The sequence below is a fragment of the Brachybacterium sp. NBEC-018 genome (assembly GCF_024860185.1).
Taxonomy (GTDB): Bacteria; Actinomycetota; Actinomycetes; order Actinomycetales; family Dermabacteraceae; genus Brachybacterium; species Brachybacterium rhamnosum.
Genome location: NZ_CP100650.1, coordinates 2,440,496 through 2,453,865 on the forward strand (window position 1 = coordinate 2,440,496; position 13,370 = coordinate 2,453,865).

A 13,370-nucleotide genomic window follows, 5' to 3' on the forward strand; every position below is an offset into this window, starting at 1 on the left:
TGTTCTGACAAGAGATCGATGGAGCTGTCGAGGAGGACGCTGTGCGGCTGGGACTGGTGGGATACGGGAACGGCGGGCGGCACTTCCACGCGCCCTTCATCGAGGCGGCGCAGGGGGTCGAGATCGCGGGCGTGGTCGCCCGCGCCCCGCGCACCCGCGCGGCCGTCGAGCAGGACCTCCCGGGGGTCCCGGTCCACGGCTCCCTCACGGAGATGCTCGAGGCCGGGGTGGACGCCGTCACCATCACGACCCCGCCCGCGACCCGGAGGGAGCTCGTGCTCGAGGCCCTCGCCGCCGGGGTGCACGTCGTCGCGGACAAGCCCTTCGCCCCCACCGCGGCCGCGGGTCAGGAGCTCGCGGACGCCGCCGAGCGCGCCGGGCTCGTGCTCGCGGTGTTCCACAACCGGCGCTTCGACGCGGACCTCCGGACCCTGCAGGGCGTGCTCGAGGGCGGCCGGCTCGGTGAGCTGTGGCGCGTGCACTCGCGCTTCGACCTCGACCAGCCCGAGCAGCTCGAGGCGGGACCCGAGGGCGGGCTGCTGCGGGACCTCGGCACCCACCTCGTGGACCAGATGATGTGGCTGCTGGGTCCGGTGGCGAGCGTGCACGCCCAGTGGGACGAGGTCGAGCTCCCGGCCGGGCGCACCGACGCCGCCTTCGTGCTCACCCTGCGCCACGACTCCGGCGTGACCTCCTACGTGAGCTCCACCAAGCTCAACCACCTGCACGAGCGGACCCTCCGGGCGTACGGCTCCGCGGGCTCGTACGCGGTCACGAGCGCCGATGTCCAGGCCGAGGCCGTCGCCGCCGGGCGTCGGCCCGCGGAGGACCGTGAGGGCTGGGGCTTCGACGATCCCTCGCGCGACGGACTGCTGCGCACCGCGGAGGGGGAGGAGCGGGTGCCCTCCGCCCAGGGCGACTACGCCGCCTTCTACGAGCAGTTCGCGCGGGCCTGTGCGGGAGAGGGGTCCGCCCCGTCCCCCGCGCACGAGGGCGTCGCGGTGCTCGCCGTGCTCGATGCCGCGCGGGAGAGCGCCGTCAGCGGCCAGGTGGTGACGGTCCGGGGCTGACGGCCTGTCCGCACGCCGACATGCGGGCGGCTCCGGGGCTGCGCGCTCCGACCCCGCCCGTCCCGTGCTCTGCGGGGACTGCCTCAGCGGGCGAGGCCGAACCCGGCGGTCCAGGAGATCTTCTCACCGGCGGCGAGGGTGAGCTGGAGGAAGCCGATGGCCTCGAGCTCGCGGGCCCGGGAGAGGGCGCCCGCGTCGACGGCCTCGAGGCCGCCCTCGCGCACGAGTCCCAGGGGGGTCTGCTTCGCGGCGTCGTCGTCCCCGGCCACGAGCACCGTGGTGGGCAGCGCGCCCACGGTGCCGCTCGCGAGGGTCGTCGCGAAGGTCGTGTTGAAGGCCTTGAGCACCGTCGCCGTGGGGAGCGCTGCCTGGAGCTGCGCGGCCGCGGAGGAGTCCGCGGGGACGACGAGCGCGTCGAAGGTGGAGAAGTCCAGCGGGTTCGTGATGTCCACGACGACCTTGCCGGCGAGCTGCTCGGCGTGCGCGTCGAGGATCTCGGCGACGGCGCCCGGGACGGCTCCGGCCACGACCCCGGGGCGGGGTCGTGGCCGGAGCGTCCCTCAGCGGGACGTGGTCGGGCGCCCCGTGCGGGGCGCCGCGATCACAGGGTGGTCGCGAAGGGGTCGAAGTCCGCGGGCATCGGCTCGACAGGGGTGAAGCTCGAGGCGACCTCGACGGTCTCGCCCGAGCCGATCGAGGCCTCGATCGCGAGCATCACGTCGAGGACGTGTGCGGCGATCTCGCCCTGGCCGCGGTGGGGGACGCCCGCGCGGATCGCGCGGGCCATCTCGAGCACGCCCAGGCCGCGGCCCGTGACGGGGCCGGCGGCCGGGATCGCGGTCGCCTCCTTGCCTCGGTACACGGTGAGCTCGGAGTCGCCATCGAACACGTTGGGGTCCGGGAACGAGAGCGTCGCCTCGGTGCCGTAGACCTCGACGAAGCCCGCGCGCGAGTTGGGGTTGTCGAAGCTCAGCAGGGTCGTCGCGTTCTGGCCGGACTCGAAGCGCAGGATCGACGTGACCTGGGTGGGGACGGTGACGTCGAAGACCTCGCCGGCCTTGGGGCCGGAGCCGATCGTGCGCTGCTCGCGGGCCTTCGAGCCCGCCGCGGAGACGCTCTGGACCGGGCCGAGGGCCAGGACGAGGGTCGTCACGTAGTACGGCGCGATGTCGAACAGCGGGCCCGCGCCCTCCTGGAAGAGGAAGGCGGGGTTCGGGTGCCAGTCCTCCGGGCCGGGGGTCTGGAACAGGGTCAGCGCGCTCGCGGGGGTGCCGATGGTGCCCTCGCGGAGGGTGCGCAGCGCGGTCTGGATGCCGGCGCCGAGGACGGTGTCCGGGGCGCCGCCCACGCGCACGCCCTTCTCCGCCGCGAGCGCGAGCAGCGCGGCCGCGTCCTCGGAGGCGGTCGTGATCGGCTTCTCGGTCCACACGTGCTTCCCGGCCTCGACGATCCGGCGGGAGACGTCGAAGTGGGCCGTGGGGATCGTCAGGTTCACGACGATCTCGATGCCCGGGTGGTCCAGGACGACCTCGGGGCCGCCGTGCAGCTCGATGCCGTACTCCCCGGCCCGCGAGGCGGCCGCCTCGGGGACGATGTCGCCGATCGCGAGGACGGCGACGTCCGGGAAGGAGGTGAGGTGCGTGAGGTACTGCTCCGAGATGACGCCGGCGCCGATGATGCCGACGCCGACGGGTCCGGTGGAGGTGCTGGTCATGAGGTTCTCTCTCCGTAGGGGTTTCAGGCGCGGTCGCGCAGGTAGGTGAGCGAGGTGGCGATGCCGTCGAACATGTCGCCGGCGTACTGGTCGAACTCGATGACGCCGTAGTCGACCCCGGCGCTCGCGGCGAGCGTGCCCGGCAGCGGCATGCGGCCCTCGCCGAGGGGGAGCTGGCCGGCGGGGTCCTCGGCGAGGTCCCCGTCCTTGAGATGGACGAGGCGCACACGGTCGCCGAGGGTCGAGAGCAGGGCGGGGACGTCCGCACCGCCGACGGCGGCCCAGTAGGTGTCCACCTCGAGCACGACCTCCGGGTCGAGCTGCTCGGCGAGCACCTCGAGCGCGCTGCGGTCGCCGATCCGGGAGGAGACCTCGAAGGCGTGGTTGTGGTAGCCCACGCGGATCCCCTCGGCGGCGGCCTGCTGGGCGCGCTGGTTCAGGCGCCGGGCGATCGAGGCGACGCCCGCCTCGTCCTTCCACTCCTCGGGGTTCCAGAAGGGGTCCACGAGGTAGGTGACGCCCACGGCCTTCGCGGCCTCGAGCACCGGGGTGAAGTCGTCGTCCCCGAGGAAGGACTGGTGGGCGCTCGGGAAGGCGATCTCGAAGGAGTCGCGGGCCTTCACGAGATCGTCGCGGCGCTCGAGCAGGGCGAAGGGCTCGGCGACGGCGAACCCGAGCTCGACCAGACGGCCCACGGTCCCCTGGTAGTCCTCGGCGAGGGCGTCGCGGACGCTGTACATCTGGACGGAGATCTGCACGGGTGCTCCTTCGCACGGTGGACGGCGGCAGGCCGTCGCTTAATCGATTCGAACGGAAGTATTCCTGGGCGTGGAGGACGGTGTCAACGCGGTCCCGCCCCCGGATCGACGCTCGAGGCGCGCACGACCAGCCGCGACGGCGCGGAGCGGCGCACGGTGCCCGCGGGCGCGCCGCCGTCGAGCAGTCCCAGCAGCAGTGATCCCGCCTCCTGGCCCTGCTCGTACGGGCGACGCGCGAGGGCGGTGATCGGCGGATCGACGTTCTCCGCGATGGCCGAGTCGTCCCAGCTCAGCACCGCGACGTCCCCGGGCACGGCACGGCCGTCGGCGAGCAGCGCCCGCTGGGCCCCGAGGGCGAGCAGGTCGCTCGAGGCGATGACCGCCGGTCGCTCCCCGAGGTCGAGCGGCAGGCGCCGCAGCCCCTCCTCGCCGCCGGCGCGCGTGTACGGCGCGGAGACCGCCGCGTGCGCGATGCCGGCACGGGCGCAGAGCCCGGCCACGAGCTCCGTGCGCCGGTGCTCGTGCTCGTAGACCAGCGGCCCCGTGAGCTGCAGGCAGGCGTCCCTCCCGGTGGCGCGCAGGTGCTCGACGAGCGTCGCGGCGTCGGCCGCCTCGGCCCCCGCCAGGCGCACCCCGGGTCCGGTGCCCTCCCACGCGCCGAGGACCACGAAGGGCAGGCCCAGCTCGGCGAGGAGCGCGGGGCGCGGATCCTCCAGGTGGAGGTCCAGCAGCAGCACGCCGTCCACGCGGCGCTGCTCCGCCCAGGAGCGGAACACCGCCATCTCCTCCTCGGCGCCGCCCGCGACGAAGCGCAGCAGCAGCTCCCGTCCCGCGTCGCTCGCGGCGGACTGGATGCCCGCGGTGAGCGCGGCGAAGAACGGCTCGTGCGAGACCTCGCGCGGATCACGCGCGAGCACGAGGCCGACGTTGCCGCTGCGCCCCTGCCGCAGGGCGCGGGCACCGGAGTGCGGCGTCCATCCGACGGTCGCGGCGTGCGCGAGCACGCGATCGCGGGTGGCGGCGCTGACCCCGGGCTTCGCGTTCAGGGCGTAGCTGACCGTCGCGGGGGAGATGCCGAGGTCACGGGCGATCGTCGCGATGGTGGGGCGGGCCGAGGGCCGCGGCATGGTGCAGAGCGCTCCGGTGCGTGAGGAGGGAGGACACGGGTGCGGCGCGAAGGCTCCCCCGATCCGTCCGCCGTGATCAGGATACGCCCAGGTGGGGGGCTTGCGGCAAGGGCCCCCGGGTGGTGCACCATCACTCCTCGCACCGCTCCGCCGCGTGGTGCGAGGACCATCCCCGGGGAGACGTGTGAACCAGCCCAGCACCGACCGTTCCAGCACCGACCGTTCGAGCCTTGACGGTCCTCTCGCCGACGAGCAGCACCTCGCGGCCGCCCGCGACGAGCTGGACCGCCAGGTGCGGGTGCTCCGCGACCGGCTCGATGCCGTGCTCGCCGGCCGCGGCGCGGGGGAGCAGGGGCGGCTCGAGCGCGACGAGATCGCGGAGCACCTCCGCTCGCGCCTGCGCGGGCTCGCCGCCGTGAGCGGGGACCTCGTCCTGGGGCGCATGGACCTCGCGGGCGGCGGCTCGCTGCACGTGGGCCGCATCGGGGTGAGCGGGCAGGGCGGCCGGCCGCTGCTCGTGGACTGGCGCTCGGAGGCCGCGCGCCCGTTCTTCGCCGCGACGAGGGCGGAGCCGCTCGGTCTCGTCTCCCGGCGCCGCTACCGCTGGTCGGGCGGGCAGGTCACCGCCTTCTGGGACGAGCTGCTGGACCCCGCCGCGACGCCGCCGTCGGACCTGCGGCCCGACGGCGAGTCGGCGCTCCTGGCGAGCCTGGGCCGGGCGCGCGGACCCCGGATGCGGGACGTGCTCACCACCCTCGCGGCGGACCAGGACGCGATCATCCGTGCCGATCCCCGGCGACCGCTCGTGGTGGACGGCGGCCCGGGCACCGGCAAGACCGTCGTCGCCCTGCACCGCGCCGCCTACCTGCTCCACCACGATCCGCGGCTGCGCACGGGCCGGGCCGGGATCCTCGTCGTGGGGCCCAGCCGGCCCTATCTCGACTACGTCGCGGACGTCCTGCCGAACCTCGGCGAGGACGTGCTCACGGCCACCCCCGCCGATCTCGTCCCCGAGGGGGAGACGGCGCAGGCCTGCGCGGACCCGGAGCTCGCCGCGCTCCTCGCCGATGCCCGCCTGCTCGACGCCGTCGACGCCCGTGTCGCGATCGACGAGCAGCCGCCCCGCACGACGGTCGTCGTGGACACCGCGGCGGGGGAGCTCACGATCGGACCGGCGGAGTGGAGCGCCGCCTTCGCGGCCGTCGATCCCGGCACCGCGCACGACCACGCCCGCGACGCCGTCCGCGAGGAGCTCGCGGAGATCCTCGCCGAGCGGCTCGACGAGGAGCGGACCGTGGACGACACCGACGTCGACGACGCCGACGGCGGGGAGGACGGACCCTCCGCCGAGGAGCTGCTGCCCGAGCTCCTCGCGGACGACGAGCTCACCGCGACGCTCGAGGAGGCCTGGCCGCTGCTCGACCCCGTGCAGGTCGTCCGGGACCTCCTCGGCGACCCCGAGCTGCTGCGGCGATGCGCACCCTGGCTCGACGCGACGCAGGCCGCGCGGCTGCAGCTGCCGCACGGTGCGCCCTGGGCCCTCGAGCACCTCCCGCTGCTCGACGCCGCCCGCCGGCGCATCGGCGACCCCGAGCGGGAGGCGCGGGCGGAGCGACGCGCGCGGGCGGTGGCCCGGGACTCCTCCCGCATGGACGAGGTGGTCGCGGACCTCGTGGCGGACGACCCCACCGAGATGCGGCAGATGTCCATGCTGCGCGGCCAGGACCTGCGCGGCGCTCTCGATGCCCAGGTCGTCACCGAGGCCGCTCCCGTCGACCCCTTCGAGGGGCCCTTCGCGCACCTCGTCGTCGACGAGGCGCAGGAGCTGACGGACGCGCAGTGGCGGATGCTGCTCGCGCGGTGCCCGTCCCACCGGGTGACGATCGTCGGCGACCGCGCGCAGGCGGTCGCCGGCTTCGCCGAGAGCTGGGGCGAGCGGCTCGCCCGGGTGGGGCTGCCGCGCGTCGACGTGGCTACCCTGCACCTGAACTACCGCACGCCGGCGGAGATCATGGAGGTCGCGGCGGAGCAGATCCGGGAGGCCGTCCCCGGGGCGTCCGTCCCGGAGTCGGTGCGGCGCACCGGACGGCCCGTGCGCGAGGCGGGCCTCGCCGGGCTCGAGCAGGTGCTGCGGGCCTGGCAGGAGCGGAGGGCAGGCGATCGCGCGGCCGACGGCGAGCCCCTGGGCACCGCGTGCGTGATCGCCCCGGAGCATCTCGAGCTGCCGATGCCGCCGTCGGCGCCGGAGGGGCGCATCGTGCGCCTCACCCCCGAGCTCGCCAAGGGCCTCGAGTTCGACCTGGTCGTGCTCGCGGACCCGGACGGCCTCGGGGACGGCGTCGCCGGTGCCGTCTCCCGCTACGTCGCGATGACGCGGGCCACCGCGGATCTCGTGGTGCTGCGCCCCTGAACGCGGCGGGGACGCGCAGGAGGGTCAGTCCGCGCGCGAGTAGCGGTAGACGAAGCGGTGCAGCGTCGAGTCGTCGGTGACCACGGAGACGATCCGCAGCAGCTGGTCGCCCGCGGGGCGCAGCTCGTCGAGGATCTCGGTGTCGCCGTCGGAGAGGCGGCGCATGCCGCAGGGCTCCTCGTCGTCGGAGAGCACGAAGAGCCGGCCGCCCTCGCACAGCACGCGGCCCGGGAAGGCATCGGCCGTCGTGCCGAGCACGCCGTCGGAGGCGAAGATGTCGACCTGCTCGTCGGCGCCGGACGCCGCCTCCTCGTCGAGGTGGCCGTCGTCGGAGATGTGCAGGGTCAGGCCGCTCGCCGGGGACAGCGGGGGGAGATCCTCCGCGGGCGAGCGGGTCCAGGACCGGGCCAGGCGCGCATCGGACGTGAGCACGCCCTCCCCGTCACCGTGGAAGGCGTCGAGCTCCCAGGTGCCGGAAGCCGCGTTCAGCCCGAGTTCATCGAGAGTGAGCATGCGCTCCACGCTAACGGCCCGCCGGACGATGAGCGACATCGTCCCGGCGGGCCGTGGTGTGACCTTCGCGGCTCCGGGCCCCTCGGGACCCGGCCGCGAGGGCTCAGGAGGGGATCAGCGCACCCCGCGCATGCCCCGGGAGACGGGACGGGCGATGAGCAGCATGATGACGCCGATGCCGATCGTCACCGCGCCGAGCACACCGAAGTAGCCGACCTCGGCATCCGCGGAGTAGAAGGACGCGAGCGAGCCGGAGAGCGACGTGCCGAGCGCGACGGCGAGGTTGTACAGCGCCATCATCATCACCGGGTAGGAGCGCGGCGCGAGCTTCGTCGCGAGCGAGAGCCCCACGGGGGAGATCCACAGCTCGCCGAGGGTCGCGACGAGCATGATCAGCGCGATCCACAGCACGGGCACCGAGGTGATCGCCGCCATCGGCAGGAAGAGCACGAAGGCGGAGCCCATGAGGACGATGCCCACGCCGAACTTGGTGGGCGTGATCGGGTTGCGGCTGCCCAGCTTCGTCCACAGCGCCGCGAAGACCGGGGCCAGCACGATGATGAAGAACGGGTTGAAGGACTGCACCCAGGAGATCGGCATCTCCCAGCCCAGCACGGAGCGGTTCAGCCGCGTGTCCGAGTACAGGGTGATGACGGTGAACTGCTGCTGGAAGAGCGCGAAGAACGCGGCGGTGCCGATGAACAGCGGGATGAAGGCGACCACGCGGGAGCGCTCGTCGGCGTCCAGCTTCCGGCTGCGCAGCAGCAGGGCGAAGATGACGACCGCGCCGACCACGGCGAGCGCGGAGACGATCGTGGCGAGGTTCCCCGGGTTCACGAGTCCCGTCGCGACGAGCACGATGATCGCGACCACGACGACGAGCGCGGTGCCCGCCCAGACCGGGTACTGCGAGCGGGGCAGCGGGTCCGGGACGCGGTGCACGGACTCGGGCAGCCCCTTGCGGGTGAGCACGTACTGGACCAGGCCGATCGCCATGCCGATCGCGGCGAGGCCGAATCCGAGGTGGAAGCCCCAGAGGTCCTGGGCGAGGCCGGTGACGAGCGGGCCGAAGAGGCCGCCGATGTTCACACCCATGTAGTAGAGCGAGAAGCCGGCGTCGCGGCGGGGGTCGTTGACCTCGTAGAGCGAGCCGACGAGCGTCGCGGCGGTGGACTTCAGGCCGCCGGAGCCGACGGCGACGAGCATGAGGCCGATGACGAGGCCCGGCACACCCGGCAGCAGGGAGAGCGCGATGTGGCCGAGCATGATCATCACGGCGGAGGAGAAGAGGGTCTTCTCCGGGCCGAGCAGGCGGTCGGAGACGAGGGCGCCGAGGATCGAGAAGATGTAGACGGAGCCGCCGTAGGCGCCGACGATCCCGAGCGCGGTGGTCTCGTCGATGCCGAGGCCGCCCTGGGTCGCCGCGAAGTACATGTAGATCGCGAGGATGCCCTGCATGCCGTAGAAGCTGAAGCGCTCCCACATCTCGACGCTGAACAGGTTCGCGAGCGCACGCGGGTGACCGAAGAAGGTCTTCCCGGTGGGGTTGTGGGGGTCCTGGGCGCCGGTGCCCGCCGTGGCGACGGTGCCGCCGGCGGTGGCGCCCGCGGGCACGGCGTCCTGCGGGCGCGGGGGATTCTGGGGTCCGGTGGAATTCACGGTCATCCATCCTGCGCCGCATAAGTTCACGGATCAACGTGAGAACCCTCGATGTGACCCGTTCCCCTGCATGCAGCCGCGTGCATGACTGTGCATCGTCGGGTGCGGCCACGGGTGCCCTGCGTCACCCTGACCTGGGGTGACGGGCCCTGACCGGCCTCAGCGGGGGAGCGGCGCGAGGTCGGGGAGGTCGCGGATCCCGAAGCGGTCGCGGAGCACGCGTCGCGCGGCGTGCCAGCCGCTCATCCCGTGCACGCCGGGACCGGGAGGCGTCGCCGCGGAGCACAGGTACCAGCCGTCGGCGCCCAGGCGGTACGGGTCCGCGGTCGCGGTGGGCCGCGCGATCATCGAGCGCATCGTCACGGCGCCCAGCGCGATGTCCCCGCCCACGAGGGACGGGTTGTGCGCGGCCATCTCCGAGGCCGGGACGCCGCGCGCGGCGACGACGAGGTCGCGCACCCCGGGCGCCATCGTCTCGAGCCGGCGCAGCACCGGCTCGGTGGGATCGCTCGGGTCCCCGTGCGGCACGTGGGCGTAGGCCCAGACGGGGCGCAGCCCGCCCACGGCGCGGGAGGGATCCGCGACGGCGGGGTCGCTCACGAGCACCATCGGCTCCTCGGGCATGCGGCCCGCCGCGACCTGCGCCTCGGCGCGCGCCATCTGGGCGCGGGTGCCGCCCACGTGCTGGGTCCCGGCGCGCCCCACCTCGGGATCGCGCCAGGGGATCGGCCCGGAGAGCACGAGGTCCACCTTCGCGGCGGCGTCCCCGTGCCGGAACCGTCGCAGGGAGCGCTCGAGCCGGCCGGGCAGGCGGTTCGCGAGGATCTCCGCCGCGGCGGGCGCCGTCGTGTCCAGCAGCACCGCCCGCGCCGGGGGCACGTCCCGCCAGGTGCGCACCCGCTCGTCGGTCCGGACCTCGCCGCCGTGCGCGCGCAGGTCCGCGAGCAGGGCGTCGGCGATCGCCTGGGAGCCGCCCACGGGGACGGGCCATCCGCCCGCGTGGCCCAGCGAGGCGAGCAGGAGGGAGGTCGCGGCGGGGGCGAGGCCGGGCAGCGGCCCGATCGCGTGGGCGGCGACCCCTGCGAGCAGGGCGCGACCGCGCTCGGTGCGCAGCGGCCGGTCCCAGAGCGGGGTGCCCTGGAGCCCGAGGAGCGCGCCGAACCGGGCCGCCGTGAGCACGCCGCCGGGTGCGAGCAGGGAGGGCGGGACGGAGCGCTTGTCCCCGAGCGCGAGATCGACGACGGTCCCCGCGTGGGCGGCCAGCGCGCCGACGCTCCTGCGCCAGGCGGGGCCGTCCGCCCCGAGCCCGTCGACGGTGCGATCGAGGTCGTGCCAGGCGACGGCCGAGCGCTCCGTGCCGATGACCTGGGCGTAGGAGGCTTCGGGGACGCGCAGGTCCACGCCGCGCGCGGGGAGGTCGAAGCGGTGCAGGAAGGGGCTCGCGAGGGCGAGGGGGTGCACGGCGGAGCAGAGGTCGTGGCGGATCCCCGGGGCGAGGCCGAGGTCCTCGGTGCGGGACCCGCCGCCGAGGGTGGAGGTCGCCTCGAGGACGAGCACCTCCAGCCCGGCGCGGGCGAGGGTGACGGCGGCGGCGAGGCCGTTGGGCCCGCTGCCGACGACGACGACGTCGTGCTCGTGCGGTCGGGGCGCGGCGCTCATGGGGCCACGGTATCCGGACCGGGGGCGCCGCACGGGGACCGGGGGCCCGCGGCACCCGCCAGCTGGACAGCTGTTTTTCGTCACAGGATCTGCGCGTAATCTGGCGGGCATGGACAGAACGAGCACCGCGACCGCCGCCCCCGCCCCGCAGAAGCGCCCCCAGCGGGTGCAGGCGGTGCTCGAGGTGCAGGCCAAGACCCGGATCTCCCCGCGGCTCCTGCGGATCCGTCTGGGCGGCGAGCAGTTCGGGCTCCTGCGCCGCAACGAGCACACCGACTCCTACGTGAAGCTCCTGCTCGCGGATCCCTCCTCGGGCCTGACGCCGCCCTACGACCTCGACGCGATCCGCGAAGCCGCCCCGGAGAAGCTCCCCGTGCGCCGCACCTACACGGTGCGTCGCTGGCACGCCGCGGAGCAGGCCCTCGACCTCGACGTGGTCCTCCATGCCGAGGAGGACGCCGACGGCGGCCCGCGGATCGCCGGCGTCGCCGCGCGCTGGGCGGACGAGGCGCTCCCCGGTGACCGCATCGCCCTCAGCGGGGCAGGCGGCGGCTACACGCCCGACCCCGGCGCCGACCGCCACCTCCTCCTCGGCGACCACGCGGCGCTCCCCGCCGTCGCCGCCGCCCTCGAGGCGCTGCCGGAGCACGCCACGGGCACCGCCCTCGTGCACCTCGACCACGCCGACGACGCGCTCGAGCTCCCGCACCCCGCCGGCGTCGAGCTGCGCTGGGTGGTGGGGGAGCGCGAGCAGCTGCTCGCCGAGGCCGCCGCCCTCGACCTCTCCGACGTCAGCGGCCTGCAGGTGTTCTGCCACGCCGAGCGCGGCCTCACGAAGGCGCTGCGCCGTCTGCTCGTCACCGAGCGGGGCGTGGCCAAGGAGCAGCTCTCGATCTCCGCGTACTGGGCGCTGGGACGGGTGGAGGACCAGTTCCAGGCGGAGAAGCGCGAGCCGATCGGCGCGATCGACTCCTGAGCCCCACGGTCCTCCCTCCTGCGGCGACCGCGGCGGGAGGACCGCACCGGCAGGTGGCGCCACAGTTCTTCACGAACCTTCGCCCCTGCCCCTCCCGTGCGCCACGGTGGTCCCACAGCGAAGCACGGGAGGACACCATGAGCACAGCCGCGATCCACGCCGGGTGGCGAGCCGGGGACGCGCACCGCGCCGTCAACCCGCCCATCTACGCGACGAGCGCCTACGCGCACCCCGACCACGACTCGCTCAAGGACCTCTTCGCCCGCCGCAGCGACGGCTATGCCTACTCCCGCTCCGGCAACCCGACCACGACCGTCCTCGAGGAGCGGATCTCCGCCCTCGAGGGCGGCACCGACGCGATCGCGGTGGCGAGCGGCCAGGCCGCGGTGACGATCGCGCTGTGCGCCCTGCTCGCCCCCGGCACCCACGTCGTCGCCTCGCAGCGCCTGTACGGCGGCACCACCGAGTTCCTCGACGACACGCTCGCCGATCTCGGCGTGCGCACGACCGTCGTGGACCCGTGGGACCCGGGCGCCCTCGCCGGCGCGATCGAGGAGGACACCCGCGCGGTGCTCGTGGAGTCGATCGCCAACCCCGGGGGCGAGCTCGTCGACCTCCCCGCGATCGCCCGGATCGCCCATGAGCGCGACGTCCCCGTCGTCGTCGACTCGACGCTCGCGAGCCCCGCCCTGTACCGGCCCGGCGACCACGGGGCCGACGTCGTCGTGCACTCCGCCACGAAGTACCTCGCCGGGCACGGCACCACCCTCGCCGGGCTGATCGTCGACACGGGCCGGTTCGACCCGCGCCGATGTCCGGAGCGCTGGCCGCGCCTGACCACCCGCAACGCACGCTTCGGCGTGACCTTCTCCCGCGAGTACGAGCACGGACGCTCCGGGCTCCTCGCCTTCGCCCGCGCCAAGTACATGACCGACTTCGGGGCGACCCTGCCCGCCTCGAGCGCCCAGCAGGTGCTGCTCGGCATCGAGACCCTCGACCTGCGCATGCGGGCGATCAGCAGCACCGCGCGCACGCTCGCCGAGCGGCTCGACGCCGATCCGGGCGTGCTGCGCGTCAACCACCCGCAGCTGCCCCACCGCGAGGACCGTGCGATCGCCGAGCGCGACTTCCCGCACGGGACGGCGGGCGTGTTCTCCGTGGACCTGCCCGGCGGGGAGGCGGCGGCCCGCGCGTTCACCGACGCGCTCGAGCTGTGGACCATCGCCGTGAACATCGGCGACGTCCGCTCGCTCGTGTGCCATCCGGGCACCACCACGCACTCCCACCTCACCGAGGCCCAGCGGGGCATCTGCGGGGTCACCCCGGGCACCGTGCGACTGAGCGCCGGGCTCGAGGAGGTCGAGGACCTCTGGGCGGATCTGCAGCGGGGGCTCGCCGCGGCCCGCCTCGTCGCCCCCGAGGTCGCCGCCGCCGTCTGAGGCCCCGGGCCCGGGCGTGAGCCCTGTCGCCCCGGGGAACACGAG

General features: G+C 74.6%; 11 protein-coding genes. 4 read left to right on the forward strand and 7 right to left on the reverse strand.

Annotated elements, in window-relative coordinates; genetic code table 11:
* Positions 1-41 precede the first annotated feature (41 nt).
* The gene (locus tag NLU66_RS11065) at positions 42-1,070 is read left to right on the forward strand and encodes a Gfo/Idh/MocA family oxidoreductase (protein WP_259359744.1); all 1,029 of its coding nucleotides are present in this window, start codon (positions 42-44) and stop codon (positions 1,068-1,070) included.
* A gap of 83 nt (positions 1,071-1,153) precedes the next feature.
* Here NLU66_RS11065 and NLU66_RS11070 read toward each other — a convergent pair whose 3' ends face one another.
* From NLU66_RS11070 to NLU66_RS11085, 4 genes are all read right to left on the reverse strand, one after another.
* Positions 1,154-1,597 carry a diguanylate cyclase gene (locus NLU66_RS11070; protein WP_323374412.1) on the reverse strand — a complete coding sequence of 148 codons (444 nt, stop codon included), beginning with the start codon at positions 1,595-1,597 and terminating at the stop codon, positions 1,154-1,156.
* Between the two features lie 74 nt (positions 1,598-1,671).
* Positions 1,672-2,784: a Gfo/Idh/MocA family protein gene (locus NLU66_RS11075; RefSeq protein WP_259359745.1), complete on the reverse strand. Its 1,113-nt coding sequence runs from the start codon at positions 2,782-2,784 to the stop codon at positions 1,672-1,674.
* Between the two features lie 23 nt (positions 2,785-2,807).
* Entirely contained in the window at positions 2,808-3,542 is a 735-nt protein-coding gene (locus NLU66_RS11080) for a sugar phosphate isomerase/epimerase family protein (protein ID WP_259359746.1), read from the reverse strand.
* 83 nt (positions 3,543-3,625) lie between these two features.
* The gene (locus tag NLU66_RS11085; RefSeq protein WP_259359747.1) at positions 3,626-4,669 is read right to left on the reverse strand and encodes a LacI family DNA-binding transcriptional regulator; all 1,044 of its coding nucleotides are present in this window, start codon (positions 4,667-4,669) and stop codon (positions 3,626-3,628) included.
* A gap of 184 nt (positions 4,670-4,853) precedes the next feature.
* On the opposite strand from NLU66_RS11085, the gene helR reads away from it, so the two are divergent.
* Entirely contained in the window at positions 4,854-7,079 is a 2,226-nt protein-coding gene (helR, locus tag NLU66_RS11090; protein ID WP_259359748.1) for an RNA polymerase recycling motor ATPase HelR, read from the forward strand.
* A gap of 24 nt (positions 7,080-7,103) precedes the next feature.
* Here helR and NLU66_RS11095 read toward each other — a convergent pair whose 3' ends face one another.
* From NLU66_RS11095 to NLU66_RS11105, 3 genes are all read right to left on the reverse strand, one after another.
* Positions 7,104-7,592 carry a hypothetical protein gene (locus NLU66_RS11095; RefSeq protein WP_259359749.1) on the reverse strand — a complete coding sequence of 163 codons (489 nt, stop codon included), beginning with the start codon at positions 7,590-7,592 and terminating at the stop codon, positions 7,104-7,106.
* 114 nt (positions 7,593-7,706) lie between these two features.
* Positions 7,707-9,257: a peptide MFS transporter gene (locus NLU66_RS11100; protein ID WP_259359750.1), complete on the reverse strand. Its 1,551-nt coding sequence runs from the start codon at positions 9,255-9,257 to the stop codon at positions 7,707-7,709.
* A 153-nt stretch (positions 9,258-9,410) separates the two neighbouring features.
* The gene (locus tag NLU66_RS11105; RefSeq protein ID WP_259359751.1) at positions 9,411-10,910 is read right to left on the reverse strand and encodes a phytoene desaturase family protein; all 1,500 of its coding nucleotides are present in this window, start codon (positions 10,908-10,910) and stop codon (positions 9,411-9,413) included.
* Positions 10,911-11,019: 109 nt separating this feature from the next.
* Between NLU66_RS11105 and NLU66_RS11110 the strand changes: the two genes are divergently transcribed.
* Together NLU66_RS11110 and NLU66_RS11115 are read left to right on the forward strand one after the other, a co-directional pair.
* A complete protein-coding gene (locus NLU66_RS11110) occupies positions 11,020-11,886 on the forward strand; it encodes a siderophore-interacting protein (protein ID WP_259359752.1) in 867 nt (288 codons plus the stop codon).
* Positions 11,887-12,023: 137 nt separating this feature from the next.
* Positions 12,024-13,325, forward strand: a complete 1,302-nt coding sequence (locus tag NLU66_RS11115) for an O-acetylhomoserine aminocarboxypropyltransferase/cysteine synthase family protein (protein ID WP_259359753.1) — start codon at positions 12,024-12,026, stop codon at positions 13,323-13,325.
* Positions 13,326-13,370 lie beyond the last annotated feature (45 nt).